Source organism: Chromobacterium sp. HL1, from assembly GCF_057418835.1.
The window spans coordinates 1,224,376-1,245,324 of record NZ_CP162399.1; the positions used below are offsets into that span (position 1 = coordinate 1,224,376).

The 20,949-nt window shown below is 64.8% G+C and carries 19 protein-coding genes; 8 read left to right on the top strand and 11 right to left on the bottom strand.

The annotated features are described in order from the left end of the window. Positions 1–117 precede the first annotated feature (117 nt). From AB1Z25_RS05830 to AB1Z25_RS05870, 9 genes are all read right to left on the bottom strand, one after another. Complete coding sequence (locus AB1Z25_RS05830; protein WP_486636788.1) at positions 118–780, bottom strand: hypothetical protein; 663 nt, start codon at positions 778–780, stop codon at positions 118–120. A gap of 815 nt (positions 781–1,595) precedes the next feature. Then, entirely contained in the window at positions 1,596–2,276 is a 681-nt protein-coding gene (locus AB1Z25_RS05835) for a hypothetical protein (RefSeq protein WP_486636789.1), read from the bottom strand. Between the two features lie 44 nt (positions 2,277–2,320). Continuing rightward, positions 2,321–2,995, bottom strand: a complete 675-nt coding sequence (locus AB1Z25_RS05840) for a hypothetical protein (protein ID WP_486636790.1) — start codon at positions 2,993–2,995, stop codon at positions 2,321–2,323. Between the two features lie 133 nt (positions 2,996–3,128). Next, positions 3,129–4,724, bottom strand: coding sequence for a 5-guanidino-2-oxopentanoate decarboxylase (locus AB1Z25_RS05845; RefSeq protein ID WP_486636791.1), 1,596 nt, complete (start codon positions 4,722–4,724; stop codon positions 3,129–3,131). Then, the gene (locus AB1Z25_RS05850; RefSeq protein ID WP_486636792.1) at positions 4,721–5,923 is read right to left on the bottom strand and encodes a pyridoxal phosphate-dependent aminotransferase; all 1,203 of its coding nucleotides are present in this window, start codon (positions 5,921–5,923) and stop codon (positions 4,721–4,723) included. Before AB1Z25_RS05850 ends, AB1Z25_RS05845 begins: the two co-directional genes overlap by 4 nt. 175 nt (positions 5,924–6,098) lie before the next feature. Beyond that, positions 6,099–6,794 (bottom strand): ABC transporter permease, encoded by a 696-nt coding sequence (locus tag AB1Z25_RS05855; protein ID WP_486636793.1) that lies wholly within the window; start codon positions 6,792–6,794, stop codon positions 6,099–6,101. Positions 6,795–6,807: 13 nt separating this feature from the next. Continuing rightward, positions 6,808–7,521 (bottom strand): ABC transporter permease, encoded by a 714-nt coding sequence (locus AB1Z25_RS05860; protein WP_205465673.1) that lies wholly within the window; start codon positions 7,519–7,521, stop codon positions 6,808–6,810. A 40-nt stretch (positions 7,522–7,561) separates the two neighbouring features. After that, the gene (locus tag AB1Z25_RS05865) at positions 7,562–8,332 is read right to left on the bottom strand and encodes a transporter substrate-binding domain-containing protein (protein ID WP_486636794.1); all 771 of its coding nucleotides are present in this window, start codon (positions 8,330–8,332) and stop codon (positions 7,562–7,564) included. Between the two features lie 18 nt (positions 8,333–8,350). Further along, a complete protein-coding gene (locus tag AB1Z25_RS05870) occupies positions 8,351–9,142 on the bottom strand; it encodes an ABC transporter ATP-binding protein (protein ID WP_486636795.1) in 792 nt (263 codons plus the stop codon). Positions 9,143–9,632: 490 nt separating this feature from the next. Here AB1Z25_RS05870 and AB1Z25_RS05875 point away from each other — a divergent pair, with 490 nt between their 5' ends. From AB1Z25_RS05875 to AB1Z25_RS05885, 3 genes are all read left to right on the top strand, one after another. After that, complete coding sequence (locus tag AB1Z25_RS05875; RefSeq protein ID WP_253315337.1) at positions 9,633–11,051, top strand: sigma-54 interaction domain-containing protein; 1,419 nt, start codon at positions 9,633–9,635, stop codon at positions 11,049–11,051. 283 nt (positions 11,052–11,334) lie between these two features. Next, the gene (locus AB1Z25_RS05880) at positions 11,335–11,517 is read left to right on the top strand and encodes a type II toxin-antitoxin system HicA family toxin (protein WP_107799898.1); all 183 of its coding nucleotides are present in this window, start codon (positions 11,335–11,337) and stop codon (positions 11,515–11,517) included. Positions 11,518–11,526: 9 nt separating this feature from the next. Further along, a complete protein-coding gene (locus tag AB1Z25_RS05885; RefSeq protein WP_107799897.1) occupies positions 11,527–11,937 on the top strand; it encodes a type II toxin-antitoxin system HicB family antitoxin in 411 nt (136 codons plus the stop codon). Between the two features lie 171 nt (positions 11,938–12,108). Here AB1Z25_RS05885 and AB1Z25_RS05890 read toward each other — a convergent pair whose 3' ends face one another. Together AB1Z25_RS05890 and AB1Z25_RS05895 are read right to left on the bottom strand one after the other, a co-directional pair. Beyond that, positions 12,109–13,047: a PDR/VanB family oxidoreductase gene (locus tag AB1Z25_RS05890; RefSeq protein ID WP_486636796.1), complete on the bottom strand. Its 939-nt coding sequence runs from the start codon at positions 13,045–13,047 to the stop codon at positions 12,109–12,111. Between the two features lie 15 nt (positions 13,048–13,062). Further along, complete coding sequence (locus AB1Z25_RS05895) at positions 13,063–14,208, bottom strand: aromatic ring-hydroxylating oxygenase subunit alpha (protein ID WP_486636797.1); 1,146 nt, start codon at positions 14,206–14,208, stop codon at positions 13,063–13,065. A 321-nt stretch (positions 14,209–14,529) separates the two neighbouring features. Here AB1Z25_RS05895 and AB1Z25_RS05900 point away from each other — a divergent pair, with 321 nt between their 5' ends. From AB1Z25_RS05900 to AB1Z25_RS05920, 5 genes are all read left to right on the top strand, one after another. Then, positions 14,530–15,471 carry a GlxA family transcriptional regulator gene (locus tag AB1Z25_RS05900; protein WP_486636798.1) on the top strand — a complete coding sequence of 314 codons (942 nt, stop codon included), beginning with the start codon at positions 14,530–14,532 and terminating at the stop codon, positions 15,469–15,471. Between the two features lie 195 nt (positions 15,472–15,666). After that, on the top strand, positions 15,667–17,193 hold the full coding sequence (locus AB1Z25_RS05905; protein WP_486636799.1) for a fumarate hydratase: 1,527 nt from the start codon (positions 15,667–15,669) through the stop codon (positions 17,191–17,193). Between the two features lie 283 nt (positions 17,194–17,476). Continuing rightward, complete coding sequence (locus AB1Z25_RS05910; RefSeq protein ID WP_486636800.1) at positions 17,477–19,195, top strand: LytS/YhcK type 5TM receptor domain-containing protein; 1,719 nt, start codon at positions 17,477–17,479, stop codon at positions 19,193–19,195. Further along, the gene (btsR, locus tag AB1Z25_RS05915) at positions 19,192–19,926 is read left to right on the top strand and encodes a two-component system response regulator BtsR (protein ID WP_227107435.1); all 735 of its coding nucleotides are present in this window, start codon (positions 19,192–19,194) and stop codon (positions 19,924–19,926) included. Before AB1Z25_RS05910 ends, btsR begins: the two co-directional genes overlap by 4 nt. Positions 19,927–19,997: 71 nt before the next feature. Further along, positions 19,998–20,774, top strand: a complete 777-nt coding sequence (locus AB1Z25_RS05920; protein ID WP_146176666.1) for a type 2 periplasmic-binding domain-containing protein — start codon at positions 19,998–20,000, stop codon at positions 20,772–20,774. The last annotated feature ends 175 nt before the right edge of the window (positions 20,775–20,949 follow it).

The following is a 20,949-nucleotide window of genomic DNA, read 5'->3' on the forward strand; positions in this document are numbered from 1 at the left end:
TACTACGTTCGACCCGAAGTGGAACTTGGTGAACTGGAAAATAGAACATTTAGGAACGTATAAACAATCTGACTATTTGGGTTTTTTCAGCGAGCAAGGCTAACTACCTATTTATACCTATACACCTTCCAGCTCCATGAACCAAAAACTACCAAATTTCGACCAATTGAATTGATACGATTTCCGTAGGTTGATTGAAATTTGCTTCCCACCAATAGGGACTGCCAGATTGGCACCTGATATTGAATGATTATCGGAAATGTCGTACGTCCAACACTTGCCGCTCTTTTTCTTAGGGTTAACAAACCGTTCTAGGTCATTCATTACCAATGCAACGCCACGGTTTGCGATGCCTGAAGAAACATATTTCTCAAGAATGCCGAGGTCTTCGTAAACATCCTTCATAAATATGTCATGTGTACCTCGAGGGCCACCGGATGATGCGATAGCGCGATAGCATTTAAGTTCAATTGCAATCAGCGACTTGCCGAGTGCAGACTCACCTTTCAGTAGAATATCAATCTCGCTTGTCCCCGACGTAGTCCTCACACCTGTCTCTAATTCAATTTCTGCAACCTCATCACCTGAATGTGAAGTAAGCGGGATTAATTGGCGGAGAATATAAGCGTACTGAAGTTGCATTGATGCTTCTTTATTGACCAGTATAGTTTTTCCACCTACTTTGCGAGCGAATATTTCCCATGCGGCCGATACTGCGTATCTCAACCGCTCTTCATATGTTGGTGCAGCGATGAAGCTAGGCATGGTGCTTCGTTGCATCGCGTGCCTCCCATCGGAGCACCGCTTCGATACGGCGACGGTATGCCGTATCAACCTGCCTCGGTGTGAAACGAACGTAGCATTCTGCAGCTTCACGCTGCGGGCCTGTGAGTGTGTCGAGGTACTGCACAATCTGCTCGGCCGAAGGCATTGTTTCGGAACCCTTGAACTTTGGCGGTAGATTGGTCCAAATGACGTGAGCTATGTCGTGGGCACCAGCCCATTCAGCGAGTCCGGGAATCAGCGAGGGCGATGGCTGACCAGCGGACCAAGTTCCGATATGTTTGTCCTCGTTCTTCTCCGGGATTCCCTCACGCTTGCGAAGATTTGTTTTTGCGCTAGCCAGGTCAGTTGTGTCCATCACCGCCCACAAGGAACGAACGAGGTTTGGGGTCTGAACCAGAATAAGGGTAATTCGCCCATCCGTTGATTGCCTCGCGAACTCAACATGAATGAGCGGTCCATCATCAGACCACTGACGCTGAATTGCGAGTTCTCGCGGGTCCCAGACTAGGGAGCCCCAACCAAGGCAAGCGATGGTAGTCAATGCATTTCCTTTAGTTCCGAACAGTTAATAAACAGACTAATGAGGCCTCCTACGAAAAAGGAGACCGCAGTCAAGCATCTATCCAGTCTGCATTTTAATCAAGATGATGGTCCGCTTAGCGGGAATATGAACGAAGGATGGCTATAGGGACGAGTATCTATATGTCCGCTCTTGGCCGATAGCAGTCATGCCAGTACAAACACATGGCCAGCTGCTTTGGCCGAATAGCCGAACAACAGCATGCCCCACCATAAACCTCCCCTCCCAATCACCCCCCCGCCGCCACCTTCTCCAAACTCGGCAAGGTATGGGTATACAACTTGGCCAAGTCCTTGGGGTTGGAGATGGTTTCAAAGTGCTCCATCTTGATGGCCAGGAATTGCCCCTTGCTGCCATTGCGCACTTCGCCCACTTCCATCGCTTTCAGCGCGCTGATCCAGTACCAGTTCTGGCCCATGTTTTCCTTATCGCAATAGGCGTACCACAGTGGCAGGCGGAACAGCCGCTCGAAGGTGAGCGCTTTTTTGAGTTCTTCTTCCAGGCTGAGGGTGAGTTCGCCGCACCATGGGGTGTAGTTCTTGGCGTCGATGGCGATCATGCCCAGCGAGGGCAGCAGGAGCAGGAAGTCCGGCCGCTTGGCTGCGCCTTGAAATAGCGAGGCGAAGCTGTCCTTGTTCTGGCAAATGCCCACATAGGCCAGTTTGTGCTGGTTGAACCAGGCGTTCAGCGCTTTCTCGCCCTCCTGGCCTTTTTCCTCCGCCGTGTTGGGAGCGGCCTGGGTTATGGCGGGCGGCGGATTAGGCGCGGGCGCTTGCGTTGGAACTGGGGTAGCGGCTTGGATAGGCGCCGTTGTTTGCGGCGGCGTGGGCACGGGGTTGGGCGTTGGGGCCGTCATTGTGGATGGTTTCAGTGAAAGAGTTTTTCTGATGCTTGCGAGCGAAAAGGCCATGGCGTCTGCTCAGATTGGGTTGGCTGGGCGGGGGTGGAAGCGATTCATCCCGCTTGCCTCGCCTGGTCCGCCTGATACGCCGCTTCACGGTCGCTGAACAGGCCCAGGCGCACCAGGCGGGCGAGGATGGCGCCGCGGCTGCGGCCCAGTTGCTTGGCGATGGCTTGGCTGTCCGGTTGGGCCGGGCTGTGCCATAGGGTTTTCAGTTGCTGGTCGTCGGCCACAGTCCAGACTGCGCCTTGCTTGTCTGCGGTGGGCGGCGCTGCGGGTTTGGCCGGTGGCGTTTCCATGGCGGCGGGCACGTCCCAGAGCGGCGGCAGGTCCAGCGCTTGCATGCGAGTGTTGTCGGCCTGCATCGCCGCTTGTTGGTGCTCGTACAACCCTAGGTGGACCAAGCGGGAGACGATGGCCAGCGGGCTGCGGCCCAGTTTTTCCGATAGTTGGCGCACTGGCGCGGGGGAGGCTTCCCACAGCAGGGCTAAGCGGTTGTCTTCGGCGATGGTCCAGCGCTGGCCCTGGCGCGCGCCGCCGGGGGCTGGCGGAGGCTCGGGCGCGGTGGGCGGGTCCGCGGCGTGTTGTTTGGCGACGCGCTTGAGTTGCTCGTAATACTGCGCGCGCGCCTTGTCCAGCGCCGGGTCCTTGGGGGTGCCCAACGGGTCGCGCCGGCCGGCCGGGTCTAGGCCCAGGACCAGTTGTTCGACAATTTCGAGTTCTCTCATAGGGATGCCCGGAGCCGGTCTCGCATTGCTTGCGGGGCGGGTGCCGCCGTGGATAAGCCATGTTATCGCCGCGGCCGGGATCTATGCAAATTGAGTTTTCGGCGCGCGGCCCGGGGCCGGGCCGGCGAGCGCTTTAAGCTTCAATTTCTATCAGGGTGGGGTTGGCGGCGGCGGCGGCCTGTTCCAGCGCCTGGCGCAGCAGCGGTTCCGGGGTGCCCAGCGCCAGGGTTTCGGCGCGCCAGCCGTAGGCGCGGGCCAGCGCCGGGAAGTCCGGGGTGTAGAGGTCCACGCCCAGCGGTTCCATATCGGCGGCGCGCATCGCGCTTTTGATTTCGCCGTAGCCGCGGTTGTTGAGCAGCAGCACGATCAGGCGGGCGCGGGTTTCCATTGCAGTGCCCATTTCCGCCAGGGTGAACTGGAAGCCGCCGTCGCCGGCCAGGCACAGCACCGGCCGGTCCGGTTCGGCCAGCGCGGCGCCGATGGCGGCGGGCAGGCCGTAACCCAGCGCGCCGAAGCCCACGGAGGCGTTGAACCAGCTGTTGCCGCGCGGCGCGCAAAAGCCCAGGTTGCCGGCGTAGACCAGGCGGGTGGAGTCTCCTACCCAGCGCGCTTGCGGCAGGATGTCGCGCACGCGGTGCAGCCAGGCCAGGTCGGCGGCGTTTTCCGGTTCCATTTCGGCGGCGGCCAGGCGGCGGGCGGCGTCGGCGCGCTCTTCGCCCTGGCGGGCGGCGTCGGTCAGTTGCAGCGTCAGCAGTTGCAGGGTTTCTTTGGCGTCGCCCAATAGCGGCAGGTCGGCCCCGCGGCCGCGGCAGAGTTGTTCCGGGTCGATGTCGACGCGGATCAGCGCGCCGGGCAGGCGGAAGCCGCCGTCCACATACATGTCGAAATCGGTGGGCCCCAGTTCGCAGCCCACGGCCAGCACCACGTCGCTGGCGGCGATCAGGCGGCGCGCGGCCGGCAGCGAGGGGCTGCAGGACAGGGCCAGCGGGTGGCCGTCCGGCAGCGCGCCGCGCGCGTTGATGGTCATCAGGGCCGGCGCGTCCAGCATTTCCGCCAGCCGGGTCAGTTGCGGCGCGGCCTGGCGCGCGCCGCCGCCTATCAGCAGCAGCGGCCGTTCCGCGTTGGACAGCAGGCGGGCGGCGCGGTCGATGGCGGCGGGGGCGGCCGGCCCGCGCAGCAGCCGCATCGCCGGCGCTTGCGGCGGCGGCAGGCCGTCGGCGGGCGCGGCCATCAGGTCCAGCGGGATTTCAATGTGCACCGGGCGCGGGCGGCCGCCGTCGAACACGGCGAAGGCGCGCGCCAGCACTTGCGGTAGTTCCGCCGCCGCGGTCAGGGTGTGGCTGAAGGCGGCGATCTGGCTGGCCAACGCGTGCTGGTCCGGCAGTTCGTGCAGGTGGCCGTCGCCGGAGCCCAGCTTGCCGCGCGCGTTGACGCCGGAGATCACCAGCAGCGGGATGGAGTCGGCGTAGGCCTGGCCCATGGCGGTGGCGATATTGGTGAGGCCGGGGCCGGTGATGACGAAGCAGACGCCGGGTTTGCCGCTGACGCGGGCGTAGCCGTCGGCCATGAAGCCCAGGCTTTGTTCGTGGCGGGCGGCGATGTGGCGGATGCCGCTGCCGGCCAGGCCGCGGTAGAGCTCGATGGTGTGGACGCCGGGAATGCCGAACACGGTGTCGACGCCGTAAGCCGCCAGCCAGGCGGTGAGGTAGCTGCCCAGGGTGGCGCTCATGCGGATTCCTTTTGTCTTGGCGCGGCGGCGCGCAGTTGGCCGGCGAAGCGGGCGATGCGGCGGCAGGCTTCGGCCAGGCGTTCGTCGTCCACCACCAGGCCCAGGCGGATGAAGCCGGCGGCGGTGGGGCCGAAGGCGGCGGCGTCCAGCACGGAGACGCCGGTGGCTTCAAACAGTTTCCAGGCGAAATCTCCGGCTTCCAGGCCGCAGCCGCGCACGTCCAGCAGCAGGAACATGCCGGCTTCCGGCAGCGGGCAGTGCAGGCCGTCCACGCCGCTGAGCAGGCTGTGGGCCAGGTCGCGCCGCCGCTGGTACAGCGCGCGGACGGGTTCGACGAAGGTGTCGTAGTCTTGCAGCGCCAGCAGCGCGGCTTGCTGGATGAAGCCGGGGATGCCGTAGAGCATGCACAGGGCCAGCGTGCCCATGTGCTGGATCAGCGGGCGCGGGCCGGCGGCCCAGCCCAGCCGCCAGCCGGCCATGGCGTGGGATTTGGACAGGCTGCCCAGGGTCAGCGTGCGCTCGGCCATGCCGGGCAGGGCGGCGATGCTGTGGTGCGGGGCCTCGAAACTGAGGCCGGCGTAGACTTCGTCGGCCACCACCCATAGGTCGTGGCGGCGGGCCAGCGCGGCCACCGCGGCCAGTTCGTCCGGGCGCAGCGCCGCGCCGGTGGGGTTGCAGGGGGTGGCGAGGAAGATCGCGCGGCTGCGCGGGCTGACGGCGGCTTCCAGCGCGGCCAGGTCCAGATGGAAGCCGTCCGCGGGTTTGACCGGCACCGGCACCAGCGCGGCGCCGCTGGCGCGGATGCTGGCTTCGTAGGTCAGGTACATCGGTTCCGGCACCAGCACTTCGTCGCCGGCCTGGCATAGGCAGAGCGCGGCGGAGAACAGGCCGTTTTGCGCGCCGGCCACCACGATGACGTTGTCGGCGTCCATGTCCAGGCCGGTGGCGGCGGCGTGGCGGCGGGCGATGGCGGCGCGCAGGTCGGCGCGGCCGTCCACCGGGCTGTAGTGGGTGTCGCCGTCGCGCAGCGCGGCCACCGCGCGCTCGATGATGGGGGCCGGGGTGGCGAACTCCGGATCGCCCACGCTGAGGATGATCACGTCCTCGCCGCGGGCGGCGGCTTGCTGCGCCGCCAGGTGGATGTTCCAGGCATCGACGCGTTCGCCGGCGATGCGTTCGACCAGGGGGGAAAAGCGCATGGGGGTCTCCGTAATAATGGTGTAGGGCGGTGTCAGAACCTATTTACGATCTGCTGCGCTTCAGCGATACGGCGTTGAAAACCACTTCGAAATGCTCATGTACCATCCGTACATTCCGCTTTCTCAGCGGTTTTCGCCTTGTCTCGCTCTTGCTCGCTAGATCGTAAACACGTTCTCAGAAGGCGGTGCGGACCGGCAGTCTCTTTTCCAGCCTTAGGAAAACGCGTTCTATCAGCCAGGCCAGCGTGAAATAGATCAGCGCCACGGTCAGCAGCGGTTCGTAGGTGCGCAGGGTTTGCGCGCGCACCAGGTTGGCCGCGCCCAGCACGTCCATCACCGCCACGGTGGAGGCCAGCGCGGTGGATTTGAGCAGCAGCACGGTTTCGCCGGCCAAGGACGGCAGCAGGATCAGCAGCGCGCGCGGCAGCCAGATGCGTCGCGCCGCGGTCAGCCGCGACATGCCCAGCGCGCGGGCGGCTTCCAGTTCGCCCTTGGGCACGGCGGCCAGGCCGCCGCGCACCACTTCGCCCACATAGCCGGCCACGCTTAGCGCCAGCGCCAGTGCCACGTACCAGAAGCCTTCGCGCAGATAAGGCCACAGCAGGCTGTCGCGCAGCGCCGGAAAGCCGGCGAACAAGCTGCCCAGGCCGTAATAGAGCACGTAGATCTGCACCAGCAGCGGGGTGCCGCGGATCAGGTTGGTGAAGGACAGGCTGAGCCAGGCGAGGAAGGGCTGGCGGGACAGCCGGGCAAAGCCCACCGCCACCGCCAGCGCGAAGCCCAGGCCGCCGGAGAGCAGCAGCAATTGCACGGTGACGGCGACGCCGCGCCAGAGCATGGGGCCGTAGTCTTGCAGCCATTGGAAGTTCATGCGGGTCTCCCGTTCACAGCGCCGGCTGCCAGCGGCGGAAGCGGCGTTCAATCAGGCTGAAGCCGGCGTTGGACAGCAGGGTCATCAATAGGTAGATGGCGGCCACGGTCAGATAGAACAGCAGGTACTGGCGGGTGGAGCCGGCGGCCTGCTTGGTGGTGAACAGCAGTTCGCTGTAGCCCACCACGCTGATCAGCGCGCTGTCCTTGATCAGCACCAGCCACAGATTGGCCAGGCCGGCCAGCGCGTAGGGCATCATCTCCGGCAGGATCACGCGGCGGGCGGTCAGCCAGCGGCCGCAGCCGAAGGCGCGCGCGGCCTCGATGTGGCCGTGCGGTATCGCCTGCACCGCGCCGCGCATGATTTCCGCCGCGTAAGCCCCTTGCACGATGCCCAGCACCACGATGGCGGCGGCGAAGCCGTTCACCTCCACCTGCGGCTGGCCCAGCAGCGCCGCCAGCGCGTTGATGGCGTCGCCGCCGGCGTAGTAGAGCAGCAGGATGAGCAGCAGCTCCGGCAGCGAGCGGCACACGCTGGTGTAGGCGTTGGCCAGCCGCTTGAGCAGCGGGTGGCCGCCCAGTTTGACGAGAGCGGTGGCCAGGCCGATGAGCAGGCCCAGCGCGAAAGCGCCCAGCGAGATTTCCAGCGTGACCACGGCGCCTTGCAGCAGGGCGGGGCCCCAGTCGCGGACTACGGCGTCGTAGGCTTGTTGCAGTGCATCCAGCATATAGGCTCTCCCTGGGGCGGCTCAGGCGGGCGGGTCGCTGTCACTTGGCGTCCGGCGAGATGTTGACCTTGAAGTATTTCTTCTGGATGGCGTCGAAGCTGCCGTCGGCGCGCAGTTGCAGGATGGCCTGGTCGAACTGCTGCTTGAGCGCGACGTCGGCCTTGCGCAGGCCGGCGCCGATGCCGGGGCCGAACAGCGGGTCCTTGGGCGCCAGGCCTTTGGATTCCAGCCCGGAACCGTCCTTGCCGCCAAGGAAATCGCTGGCGGCCAGCGCGTCCAGCAGCATCAGGTCCACGCGGCCGGCGACGAGGTCGGCGTTCAGTTCGTCCTGGGTGTTGTAGTAACGGATGACGGAGCCGGCGCCGTAGTATTTCTTCAGGAAGTTGGCGTTGGTGGTGGCGGATTGCACGCCCAGGGTCTTGCCCTTGAGGCCGGCCGGGCTGAGGACGGCTTTCTGGCCCTTGGGGCCGACGAACTCGGAGGCGGTGTAGTAATAAGGCAGGCTGAAGGCGATGACTTTTTCCCGTTCCGGGGTGATGGACATGGAGTTGAAGATCACGTCTATCTTCTTGCTGTTGAGCGCGGGGATGATGCCGTCCCAGGACACTTCGGCGATCTGACAGTTTTGCTTGAGGCGCTGGCACAGCTTGCGCACCAGCTCCACTTCAAAGCCGCTCCATTGGCCGTTGCTCTGCTTGATGGTGAACGGCGGGTAGGGTTCGGCGGCGATGCCGATGCGCAGCGGGTTGGCGGCCGCGGCGGTACAGAACAGGACGGCGAAGGCGGCGATGAGGGCGCGGAATCGGTTCATGGGGTTTCTCCCTGGGTGTCAGGCGTTGACAAACTGGCGGCAGCGTTCGCTGCGCGGCGCGGCGAAAACCTGTTCCGGCGGGCCGGCTTCCTCGATGCGGCCCTGATGCAGGAACAGCACTTTGCTGGACACTTCGCGGGCGAAGGCCATTTCATGGGTGACCAGCAGCATGGTGCAGCCTTCATCGGCCAGCTGGCGTATCACCCGCAGCACTTCGCCCACCCGTTCCGGGTCCAGCGCGGAGGTGGGTTCGTCGAACAGCATCACCTCCGGCCGGGTGGCCAGCGCGCGGGCAATAGCCACCCGCTGTTGCTGGCCGCCGGACAAAAAGGCCGGATAGGCCTGGCGCTTGTCCGCCATGCCCACTTTTTCCAGCAGCGCCTCGGCCAGCGCCACCGCTTCGGCGCGCGGCTGGCGCAGGACGCGCACCGGCACCTCGATCAGGTTTTCCAGCACCGTCATGTGCGGCCATAGATTGAAGTTCTGGAACACCATGCCCAGCCGCGAGCGCAGCCGGTCCACCTGGCGCGGGTCGGCCGGCGCGCGCCGGCCGCGTTTGTCGGTGCGCAGGGCGATTTCCTCGCCGGCGATCAGCACTCGGCCGTCGTCCGGGACTTCCAGCAGGTTGAGACAGCGCAGCAAGGTGCTCTTGCCGGAGCCGCTGGCGCCGATCAGCGACACCACCTCGCCGGCGGAGGCGGCGAAGGAGACGCCGTCCAGCACGACTTGGCCGTCGAAGCGCTTGCGCAGGTTTTCCACCGCGACGATGGGCGCGGGGGGAGGGTGGATGGCGGGGGTGGGGTGATGCATGGGGCTCTCCTCCTTGCGGCTGTGGCAGCCTGCTGTAGTTGTGTGCCGCGCCGGAGAGTGGCTAACAAATTCCTGATGCTGCGTTGCGCCGACTTGCCGTACTCAAGTACTGCCTGCGTCGGCGCGCCTTGCCTCAGACGTGAAACTGATTTTGTTAGCCGCTCTTAGCGCGACAGTGTAGGCGTGGCAACATCCATGCCAGCGGGTCTGTTTTTTAATTGCATGAATTTAAAAGGGTTTTGCGCTTGCTCGCGGCGACAAAAACCGTCAATACTGCAACTATTCATAAAAGCGCCGAATTCTTGGCGCCCGTGCTTGAAGCAGCTAAGAACCTGTTTACGATCTCGCGAGCTAAGGGGAGACAAGGCGTTGCGGCTGAGAAAGCGGAATGTACAGGTGGTACATGAGCATTCTGAAGCCGTACTCATCGTGTAACGCGTCCACAACGCGCAGCAGATCGAAAACAGGTTCTTAAGGGGAAGGGGGAGACATGGATGCAGACCTGAACCAGGGCATTGCGCTGTTTGGCGATTTCTTCGACGCGATCGGCCTGTCGGTGGCCATCATCGACCAGGACGGGCGCTACGCCTATTACAACCAGGAGTGCTCGCAGCTGGACGAATACACCGCGGAGCAGGCGCTGGGGGCCTATCTGCTGGAGCTGTACCCGGAACTGGACGAGAACAGCAGCACGCTGTTGCAGGCGCTGCGGCAGGGCCGAAGCTACCGCAATCATTACCAGCGCTACCGCAATCCCAGGGGCAAGGCGGTGCATCAGGTGCACACCACGCTGCCGCTGAAGCGCGCTGACGGCCGCATCGTCGGCGCGGTGGAGCTGTCCCGCGATCTGACCGTGGTCAGCCCGCTGCATCAGGCGCTGGTGGATTTGCAGCAGAACGTGGAGGAGGGGGCCGACGGCGGGCTGATGGGCATCATCACCGACGACGCGGCGATGAAGCAGCTGATCCACCAGGCCCGGCGGCTGGCGCGCGCCGATGTGCAGGTGTTGATCCACGGTGAAACCGGCACCGGCAAGGAGTTGTTCGCCCGGCTGCTGCATCAGGAGGGGCCGCGCGCCGAGCGCCCCTTCGTGGTGCTCAATTGCGCGGCATTGCCGGAGCCGCTGTTTGAAAGCACCTTGTTCGGCACCGTGCGCGGCGCCTTCACCGGGGCCGAGGACCGGCGCGGGGTGCTGGAGTCCGCCCATGGCGGCACCCTGTTTCTGGACGAGATCAACTCGCTGCCGTTGTCCATCCAGGGCAAGCTGCTGCGCGCCTTGCAGGAGGGCACGTTCAGCCGGGTGGGCTCCGGCGCGGAGGTGCGCGTGGACGTGCGGGTGGTGGCGGCCAGCAACGAGTCGCCGCAGCGGATGCTGGACGAGCGCAAGATCCGGCCGGACTTGCTGTACCGGCTGAACGTGGGCTGTCTGGCGGTGCCGCCGCTGCGCGAGCGGCTGCGGGATATTCCGCTGCTGGCGCAGGCTTTCTTGCGCAAGCACGGCAAGGTCACCGGCCACCGCGTGCAGCGCATCAGCCATGCGGTGATGGAGCGCATGCTGCGCTATTACTGGCCGGGCAATGTGCGCATGCTGGAGAACGTGCTGCTGCGCAGCCTGATCCTGTGCGAGGGCGGGGACGAACTGGACTTCCTGTTGTTGGAGGAAGAGGGCGAGACGGCGCAGCGGCGCGCGGAGGAACGCCGGCCGTCGGCCCCGGCCGCGCCGCCGCCGGACGGCGAGGGCACGCTGGAGCAGCGGATGGCGCGCTATGAGCGCCGGCTATTGGTGGATTGCCTGGAGGGCTGCGCCAATCTGACCGAGGCGGCGCGCCGGCTGGGCCTGCCGCGCGCCACCTTGCAGTACAAGTTGAAGAAGCACGGGATACAGCTGGCGCGCACGGTGCTGGGGTGAGCGGGGCGGGGCATGGCGTCCCTCGTAGCTGAGTCGCTGATTGGGAGCCAGAGCGCTGGGCTGTCTGCTCAATAACCCCAGGGTTATTGACTGGCCTGTTGTAGAAGCTACAATAAGCTCTGTCCGATAGTCTGCTCAAATGTCGTGCGCGCAAGGGCGCGACAAGGTGAAAACAAAAGCAGAATGTAGAAATGCCATATGAGCATTCTGAACCTGTTCTCACCGTACCGTGTTCACGAAGCGCAGCAGATCGTAAACAGACTCTAAGCGCAGGGGCGACACCGTGACCAGCAAAGAAGTCATCAGCATGATAGAGGCCGACGGCTGGTATCTGGTTGCCGCCAAGGGCAGCCATCAACAGTTCAAACACCCGATCAAGACCGGCCGGGTGACGGTGCCTCACCCCAAGAAGGACATACCGATAGGCACGCTGAACAGCATCAAGAAACAAGCGGGTCTCCAGTAAGGAACCATTATGTACTACCCGATTGCAGTTGAACCCGGTGACGACCAACATGCCTACGGCGTCATCGTGCCGGATCTGCCCGGCTGCTTCTCCGCCGGGGACACTCTGGATGAGGCCATCCGGAACGCCCGAGAAGCCATTGAGCTACATCTGGAAGGGCTGGTGGACGACCTAGACGTTATCCCTCTGGCCAGCAGCGCGCAGGCTCATGTCGGTAAACCCGAGTTTGCCGGCCATCTCTGGGCGCTGGTGGATGTGGACATCACCCGCTATCTGGGTAAAGCGACCAAGATCAATGTCACGTTGCCGGCCAACCTTCTGCACCGTATCGATGAATATGTCGCTTCCCACCCGGAATACGATAGCCGCAGCGGTTTCCTGGCCAAGACCGCGCTAGAAAAGCTGTTGTGTCGGCCGTAAAAGCGGTTAATTTTACTGTTTGAGCATGGATGTGCCGCGGAGCGCACTCAGCCTAGGCCCGCTAACAAAACCGCGCAGCGTACCTGAGTCAAGGCGCGCCGACGCAGGCAGTACAAGTCGTACGACCAGGAGGCGCAACGCAGGATCAGGGGTTTTGTTAGCGGGCCTTAGTTACAAATCCAGCACCAGCGGCCCGCTCCCCGCCGCCCGCGACACGCAGATCATGATGCGCTCCCGACGCTCCGCCTCGTTCAGGTATTGGTCGCGGTGTTCGGCGTCGCCGGCCAGCAGCCTGGTTTCGCAGCTGCCGCAATAGCCTTCCCGGCATAGACAGTCCGGCCGCAGCGAGCTCTGCCGTTCTATCGCCGCCAGGATGGATTCGTCGGCGTCCACCCGCAGCCGCAGGCCGGAGCGGGCCAGTTCCACCTCGAAGCCGGCGCTCTCGGCCGCCGTGTCGGCGCTGAAGCGCTCATAGTGCAGCCGGCCGGCCGGCAAGCGCCGCGCGCAGGCGTCCGCCGTCGCCGCGATCAGCCGTTCCGGCCCGCAGACATACACCTGGCTGTCCGCCGGCGCGGCGGCGATCAGCGCGTCCAGATCCAGCCTGCGGCCGGCCCGGCTCTCGTACAGGCGGATTCTGGCGTCGCCGCGCTCGCTGCGCTCGGCCAGCTGGGCGGCGAAGGCGGCGCCGGCGGCGTCGCGGAAGGCGTAATGCAGCTGGTAGTTCGCGTCAGCGCCCAGCGCCGCCATATGGGCGATGAAGGGGGTGATGCCGATGCCGCCGGCGATGAACAGCCGCGGGCCGGGCACGGCGGCCAGCGGGAAACGGTTGGCCGGCGCTTGCACCCGCAGGCGGCTGCCCGGCGCCAGCGCGTGCAGATAACGCGAGCCGCCGCGCGAATCCGGCTCGTGTTTGACCGCGATGCGGTAGACCCCGCCGCCGGGGTCCAGCAAGGAGTAGGCCGCCGGCCGGCCCGGCGGCGGCATGTCCACCACGATGTGGCTGCCGGACGGGCAGGGGGGGGCCGGGCCGTCCAGCGGCCGCAGGGTGAAGGCCTTGACGCCGGCGGCCACTTCTTCGATGGCGCAGACTTCGGTGACGATGGCGGACATGCGCGGCGCTCCGGTTCAGCCGCGGTAGGCGGCGGCCACCATCTGGTGGAAATGGGCAATGCCGTGCTCGCTGATGCCGCTGCGCTGGCTGTCCGCCATGATGCGGCCCTGGCCGCGGTAGCCGCGCGATTGCAGCCCGCGTTGCACGCTTTCCACCAGCCGCAGGTCTTCGGGGCGGAATTCGTCGCGCGCCCAGCTGACGAAGCGGCGCTGTTCCTCGCTCAAATCCTGGTTGAGGAAGAGGATTTCGTAATGCTGGACGGTGACGCCGGCGGATTCCGGAAATTCGTAAATCACCGTCATCGCCGCGTCGCCGGGGACCACATTGAACATCACGCCGGGCCACAGCCAGTAGCCGTTGAAAGCCTGGTTGGCGGCCTCGCCATCAAAAGCGTAGCTGCTGTCGCTGGATTGGGCGGCGCCGCGCTGCAAGGTCCAGCGGCCGTGAAGGCTGTGGGTGTAGCCGTCGGTGGTCACCGATTGCGAAAAGCTGGGGTGGGCCGGCGCGCAGTGGTAGCACTCCATGTAGTTGTCGACGATGACTTTCCAGTTGGCCGGCGTGGTGGTGACCACGCGCTCGGCCACCTTCAAGTCCGCCACTCGCGGACACACTTGCATGAAGTGCTCGCGCAGGCCGGCGTATTCGACGTCGATGTCCGGCGCGTCCGGGTCCATGTTGACGAAGACGAAGCCGCAGTATTCGGCCACTCGCAACGGGCTCAGATGGCTGCCGGCCTGGTCGAAGTCCGCCACCTGCTCGCAGTTGCGCGCGTGCGCCAGTTGGCCGTCCAGCTTGAAGGCCCAGGCGTGGTAGGGACAGGTGATCACATTCCTGGCTTGGCCGCTGCCGCTGAGCAGCTCATGGCCGCGGTGCGGGCAGACGTTGTAGAAGGCGCGCAGCTCGCCGTCGCGGTCGCGCAGCAGCAGGATGTTCTCGCCTATCACCCGGCGGGTGACGTAATCGTTGGGCCGCGCCAGCTCGCTGCCGTGGCACAGGCAGAGCCAGGATTTGGCGAAGATCTGTTCTTTTTCGTACTGGAACACCTCGTCGGCGGTGTAGCAGCGCGCCGGCAGGGTGTGGGCGCGCTCGATGTCGCTGCAGAAGTCGGCGGGCAGGCGCGGCGCGGCGGGCGGGGGCTGGATGACGGCGTGCTGTTGCATGGCGGGGCTCCTTTAAAAGCCTTGAGTGGGGGGACGGCTGTTGATGATTTAACGGTGTGCCGGCGGCGGCGGAGCGGATGGCCGCGACGCTTACTTTTCATTGCGCGACAATTTGCATTGGCGCGAACCGGGCGCTCGCGCTTATGCTGGGCCTTGGAACGTGTTTACGATCTCGCGAGCTAAGGCGAGACAAGGCGTTGCGGCTGAGAAAGCGGAATGTGCAAGTGGTGCATGAGCATTTCGAAGACGCCCTCACCGTGCCACGTCTCACAACGCGCAGCAGATCGTAAACAGGTTCTTAGACTGGGAGGGGAGAGCGCGGTGGACGAATACCATTTCCTGTTGTTGCCGGAGTTTTCCTTCATCGGCTTCGCCGCGCTGATGGAGCCCTTCCGCATCGCCAACCGTTTTCAGCCCGGCGCCAGCCGCTGGCGGCTCTTGTCCATGGACGGCGAGGCGGTGGCAGCCAGCAACGGCATCGCGCTGATGGTGGACGGCGCGCTGGCGGAGGCCGGGCCGTGCACCTGTCTGTTCGTGGTCAGCAGTTTCCATCCGCTGCGGCATTACACGCCGGAGCTGGGCGCGGCGCTGCGGCGGCTGGAGCGCGGGGGCATGACCCTGGGGGCGATAGACACCGGCTGTTTCATCCTGGCCGAGGCCGGCCTGCTGCGCGGCGAGACGGTGACGCTGCATTGGGAGGCGATTCCGGCCTTCCGGGAACGCTATCCGCAGGTGACCGCCAGCCAGGAGCTGTTCCTGACCGAGCGGCGGCCCACCTCCGCCGGCGCGGCGGCCGGGCTGGATCTGGCGCTGGCCTTGCTGGCGTGCCGTCACGGCCGCGAGCTGGCGCTGGCGGTGTCCGAGCAATTGGTGCAGGGGCAGATGCGCAGCCCGTCCGAGCACCAGCGCCTGCAGGTGGCCAGCCGCTACCAGGTGCACAACAAGAAGCTGGCGCAGGCGATACGGCTGATGGAGGCGCAACTGGAGGAGCCGTGGCCGCCGGAGGAGCTGGCCGCGCGTTGCGGCACCACCCGCCGCCAGCTGGAACGCTTGTTCCGCGCGCATCTCAAGGCCTCGCCGGCGGAGTTCTACCGCGCGCTGAGGCTGGATCGCGCCCGCTGGCTGCTGCGCCAGACCGAACTGAGCGTGGTGGAAATCAGCGTGGTTTGCGGCTTTGAGTCGCCGTCTTATTTTTCCCGCGCCTATCGCAAGCGTTTCGACCGCAGTCCGAGGGAGGATCGCGAGGACCGTAGCGGCGCTTGAGAAGCTGCTCTCAGCGGTTTTCGCCTTGTCCCGCGCTTGCTCGCGGGGCTTTGGACCGGTCCGGAGCGGGGGGCATTGGCTGGCCGCGGACGGTTTTATCGGGTACTGTTGAGGGTTTGGATTGGCGCGGGCGGCGCGCCTCCATAAAATAACAGGGCAAACCCCAAAATCGCCCTACGCTGGAGAAACCCGAAAATGGCCATCATCCGTCAGGAAGACTTCGTGCAAAGCATTGCCGACGCCTTCCAGTTCATCAGCTATTACCATCCCAAAGACTATATCGACGCGCTGCACCAGGCGTATCTGAAGGAAGAGAGCCCGGCGGCCAAGGACGCCATGGCCCAGATCCTGATCAACAGCCGCATGTGCGCGGAAGGCAAGCGCCCGATCTGTCAGGATACCGGCATCGCCGTGGTGTTCCTGAAAGTGGGCATGAAGGTGCAGTGGGACGCCGAATTGTCGGTGCAGGAGATGGTGAACGAAGGCGTGCGTCGCGCGTACCTGAACCCGGACAACAAGCTGCGCGCCTCGGTGCTGCTGGATCCGGCCGGCAAGCGCCAGAACAGCAAGGACAATACCCCGGCGGTGGTGCATTTCGAGATCGTCGAAGGCGACGGCGTGGAAGTGACCTGTGCGGCCAAGGGCGGCGGCTCGGAGAACAAATCCAAGTTCTACGCGCTGAATCCGTCCGACTCCATCGTGGACTGGGTGCTGAAGACCCTGCCCACCATGGGCGCCGGCTGGTGTCCGCCGGGCATTCTCGGCATCGGCATCGGCGGCACGCCGGAAAAGGCGATGCTGCTGGCCAAGGAAAGCCTGATGAGCCATGTGGACATCCAGGATTTGAAAGCTAAGGCCGACAGCGGCGCGGAACTGAGCCGCGTGGAGCAACTGCGCCTGGAACTGTTTGAAAAGGTCAACGCGCTGGGCATCGGCGCCCAGGGCCTGGGCGGCCTGACCACGGTCTTGGACGTGAAGATTCTGGATTACCCCACCCACGCGGCCAGCCTGCCGGTGGCGATGATCCCCAACTGCGCGGCCACCCGCCACGTGCACTTCCACCTGGACGGCAGCGGCCCGGCTTCGCTGGAAGCGCCGCGCCTGGAAGACTGGCCGGACATCACCTACGACAACTCCAACGGCAAGCGCGTCAACCTGGACGCCATCACCCCGGAAGAGGTGCAAAGCTGGCAGCCGGGCGACGTGCTGCTGCTCAACGGCAAGATCCTCACCGGCCGCGACGCCGCGCACAAGCGCATGGTGGACATGCTGAACAAGGGCGAGAAGCTGCCGGTGGACTTCACCAACCGCTTCATCTACTACGTGGGCCCGGTGGATCCGGTGCGCGACGAAGTGGTGGGCCCGGCCGGCCCCACCACCGCCACCCGCATGGACAAGTTCACCCGCCAGATGCTGGAGCAGACCGGCCTCTTGGGCATGATCGGCAAGGCCGAGCGCGGTCCCACCGCGATCGAGGCGATCAAGGACAACAAGGCGGTCTATCTGATGGCCGTAGGCGGTTCCGCCTATCTGGTGTCCAAGGCGATCAAGGCGTCCAAAGTGGTGGCCTTCGAAGACCTGGGCATGGAAGCCATTTACGAGTTCGAGGTCAAGGACATGCCGGTGACGGTGGCGGTGGATTCCTGTGGATCCAGCGTGCACAACACCGGCCCGGCCGAGTGGCGCGTGAAGATTGGCAAGATTCCGGTCATCCCCGTCTGAGAACCTGCCTACGATCTGCTGCGCATCGTGGAGCGTTACACGGTGAGTACGACTTCGAAATGCTTTGTACCGTGTGTACACTCCGCTTTCTCAGCCGCAACGCCTTGTCTCGCCTTAGCTCGCGAGATCGTAAACACGTTCTGAGTCCGCATGAAAGAAACGGTCGCCTTCGGCGGCCGTTTTTGTTTGCGTCGGCGGCGCCTGAAAACGGTTTGATCCAGACCAAGGTCGGGCGGCGAACCGTCGCCTATGCTCGGCGGCACACCCTTATTGTGCTGCCCGCATGTTGACCGAGTTCTCATTGATCCTGACCTTGTTGCAGCAGATGTGCGTTTACCTGGTGATCGCCTATCTCTTGTCCAAGACGCCGTTGTTCATTCCGCTGACCCAGGTCACCATCCGCCTGCCGCACAAGCTGGTGTGCTATCTGGTGTTCTCGGTGTTCTGCGTGATGGGCACTTATTTCGGCTTGCACATCGACGATTCCATCGCCAATACCCGCGCCACCGGCGCGGTGCTGGGCGGCATGTTGGGCGGGCCGTGGGTGGGGCTGGCGGTGGGTTTCACCGGCGGCCTGCATCGATATTCGCTGGGCGGCGTCACCGCCGGCGCCTGCATGGCGTCCACCATGGCCGAAGGCCTGCTGGGCGGGCTGGTGCACCGTTATTTCGTGCGGCGCGGCCAACTGGGGCGGGTATTCGACCCGCTGGCGGTGGCCGCGGTGGCCTTGCTGGCGGAGTGCATGCAGATGCTGATCCTGCTGGCGGCGGTCAAGCCCTTCGCCGCCGCCTGGCATCTGGTGCGCAGCATCGCCTTGCCGATGATGATCGCCAACACCCTGGGCGCGGCCATGTTCATGCGCATCCTGCTGGACCGGCGTGCGCTGGCGGAGAAGTATTCCTCCGCCTTCTCCTCCAAGGCGCTGCAGATTGCCGCCCGCGCCGAAGGCGTGCTGCGCCACGGCTTTGACCGCGACAACTGCATGACCATGGCGCGCATTTTGTATGAGGAGTTGGGCGTGGGCGCGGTGGCGCTGACCGACCGCGAGCGGCTGCTGGCCTTCATCGGCGCTGGCGCCGACCACCATCTGGCGGGCACGCCCATCACCTCGCCGCTGACCCAGCGCGCCATCGCCGCCAACCAGGTGGTGTACGCCGACGGCAACGAGACGCCTTACCGTTGCTCCATCAGCCCGGCTTGCAAGCTGGGCTCCTCGCTGGTGATCCCCTTGCGCGGCGAGGACGAACGGGTGATCGGCACCATCAAGCTGTACGAGACGCGCAACAAGCTGTTTTCCGGCATCAACCTGACCCTGGGCGAGGGCATTGCCCGGCTGCTGTCCAACCAGATCCTGCAAGGCAAGTACGAGCAGCAGAAACAGCTGCTGGCCCAGACCGAGATCAAGCTGCTGCACGCCCAGGTCAACCCGCATTTCCTGTTCAACGCGCTCAATACCCTGTCCGCGGTGATACGCCGCAACCCGGAGCATGCGCGCCAGCTGGTGCAATACCTGTCCACCTTTTTCCGCAAGAACCTGAAGCGCTCCAGCGAGATGGCCACGCTGGGCGACGAGATCGACCACGTCAGCGCCTATCTGCGCATCGAGGAGGCCCGCTTCGCCGGCCGGCTGCAGGTGGAGATAGCCGCGCCGGAGGCGGCGCGCCGGGCCGAGCTGCCGGCGTTTTCCCTGCAGCCGCTGGTGGAAAACGCGATCAAGCACGGCACCTCCCAACTGCTGGAGCCGGGGCGCATCCGCATCTCCGCCCGTTGCGACGCGCAAGGCCTGCGGGTGACGGTGGAGGACAACGCCGGGCTCTACCACAAGCCGGAACAGAGCGACGGCCTGGGCATGTCGCTGGTGGACCGCCGCATCCGCGCCCGTTACGGCGAGGCCTACGGGGTGGCGGTGGATTGCGCGCCTGAGCTTTACACCCGGGTCAGCCTGCTGCTGCCCTGTCGTTGCCCGCAGGCGGACGCGCGCCGCGCCGGAGCGGCGGCGTGAGCGCGGCCGGCCTGCCCAGCGCGCTGCTGGTGGACGACGAGCCGCTGGCGCGCGACGAATTGCGCCAGCTGCTGCAGGCCGCCGGCGGACTGGACATCGTCGGCGAGTGCGGCAACGCGGTGGAGGCCATCGCCTTCATCCATCGCCGCAAGCCGGACGTGGTGTTCCTGGACATCCAGATGCCGCGCATCAGCGGCCTGGAAATGCTGGCGATGCTGGACCCGGAGGCCATGCCGCAAGTGGTGTTCGTCACCGCCTACGACGCCTACGCGCTGCAGGCCTTTGAAGAACACGCCTGCGACTACCTGCTGAAGCCGGTGGACCCGGCGCGCTTGGCCAAGACCCTGGCGCGGCTGCGCCAGCGCGCCGCGTCGCCGCCGGCGGCGGTATGCGCCTTGGCGCCGCTCAGCCTGATTCCCTGCCAGGGCGTCAACCGCATCGTGCTGTGCCGCTTGGAGGAGGTGGCCTATGTCTGCTCCCGGCTCAGCGGCGTTTACGTGGTGGACGCCGCCGGCGTGGAGCGCTTCACCGAGCTGACGCTGCGCACGCTGGAAGAGCGCAGCGATCTGTTCCGCTGCCATCGGCAATACCTGGTGCGCTTGTCGGCGATCCGGGAAATCCTGTTCGGCGACAACGGCGTCGCCACCATCCATACGCTGGACGGCCACAGCCTGCCGGTCAGCCGCCGCTATCTGAAGCCCTTGAAGGACGCGCTGGGCATCGCGAGCTAGCGGCCGCCCGTCCAAATGCGCCGCGCATCCCCCTCCGCTGTGCTAAACCTCAGTCCAGGGGGAGACATTCGATGACAAAACAAATGCTGCTGTGCGCGGCCTGGGCGCTGGGCTGCGCGCCCGGCCTGCTTCATGCCTGCAACGGCACGGCAACCCAGGACAGCTCGCCGGACATCAATCGGCCGGATCTGCACGGCATCGCCGTGTTTCTGCCGCAATTGCTGGAGAACAACCAGAACAGCCCGTTCGCCGAACTGCTGCAAGTGGTGGCCAGACATTACAAGGAAGGCAAGATCAGTTTCAGCATAGAGCCGGTCAAGCGCGTCTATCTGGACGCCAGCGACAAGAACGCGGACTTCCGCTTTCCCATCATGAAGGTGAGGGAGGGCGCGGACGACGCCACGCCCTATCAGTTCACCAAGGAGATGCTGGGCAAGGTGACCTTCGTGCTCTACACCCACAAGACCAAGCCGCTGGACAAAGAGGACGTGCTGCGCATGGCCAATCTGGCCAAATACAATATCGAGGCGCCGCCGGTGAACTGGGGCTTTCCCAGCAAGAGCGTGGTCAATCTGGAGCTATCGCTGAAAAAGCTGAATCTGGGCCGGGTGGACGGGGTGCTGTGGGCGCAGGAGGAGGCGGATTATCTGGTGCGCAAGTTCAAGCTGAACAATATCCGCCGCGCCCGTTTCGACGACTACCCGGACGTGCTCTTCCTCAATTGCAACCGCCGCGGCGATTTCGTCCATCAGGCGCTGAACCGGGCCATCCGCGCCGCGCGCGCCAGCGGCGAACTGCAAAAAGCCTACGCCAAGGTGCATAAGCCCTATCAGGATTGGCAGCCCTGATAAGCTGTTCAAAGTCTGCTGCGCGTCGGCGATACGGCGTTAAAACCGCCTTCGAAATGCTCATGTACCATCTGTACATTCCGCTTCCTCAGCCGGTTTCGCCTTGTCTCGCCCTAGCTCGCGAGACTTTGAACAGGCCCTGAGGGCCGTTTACGATCTGCTGCGCGTCGGCGAT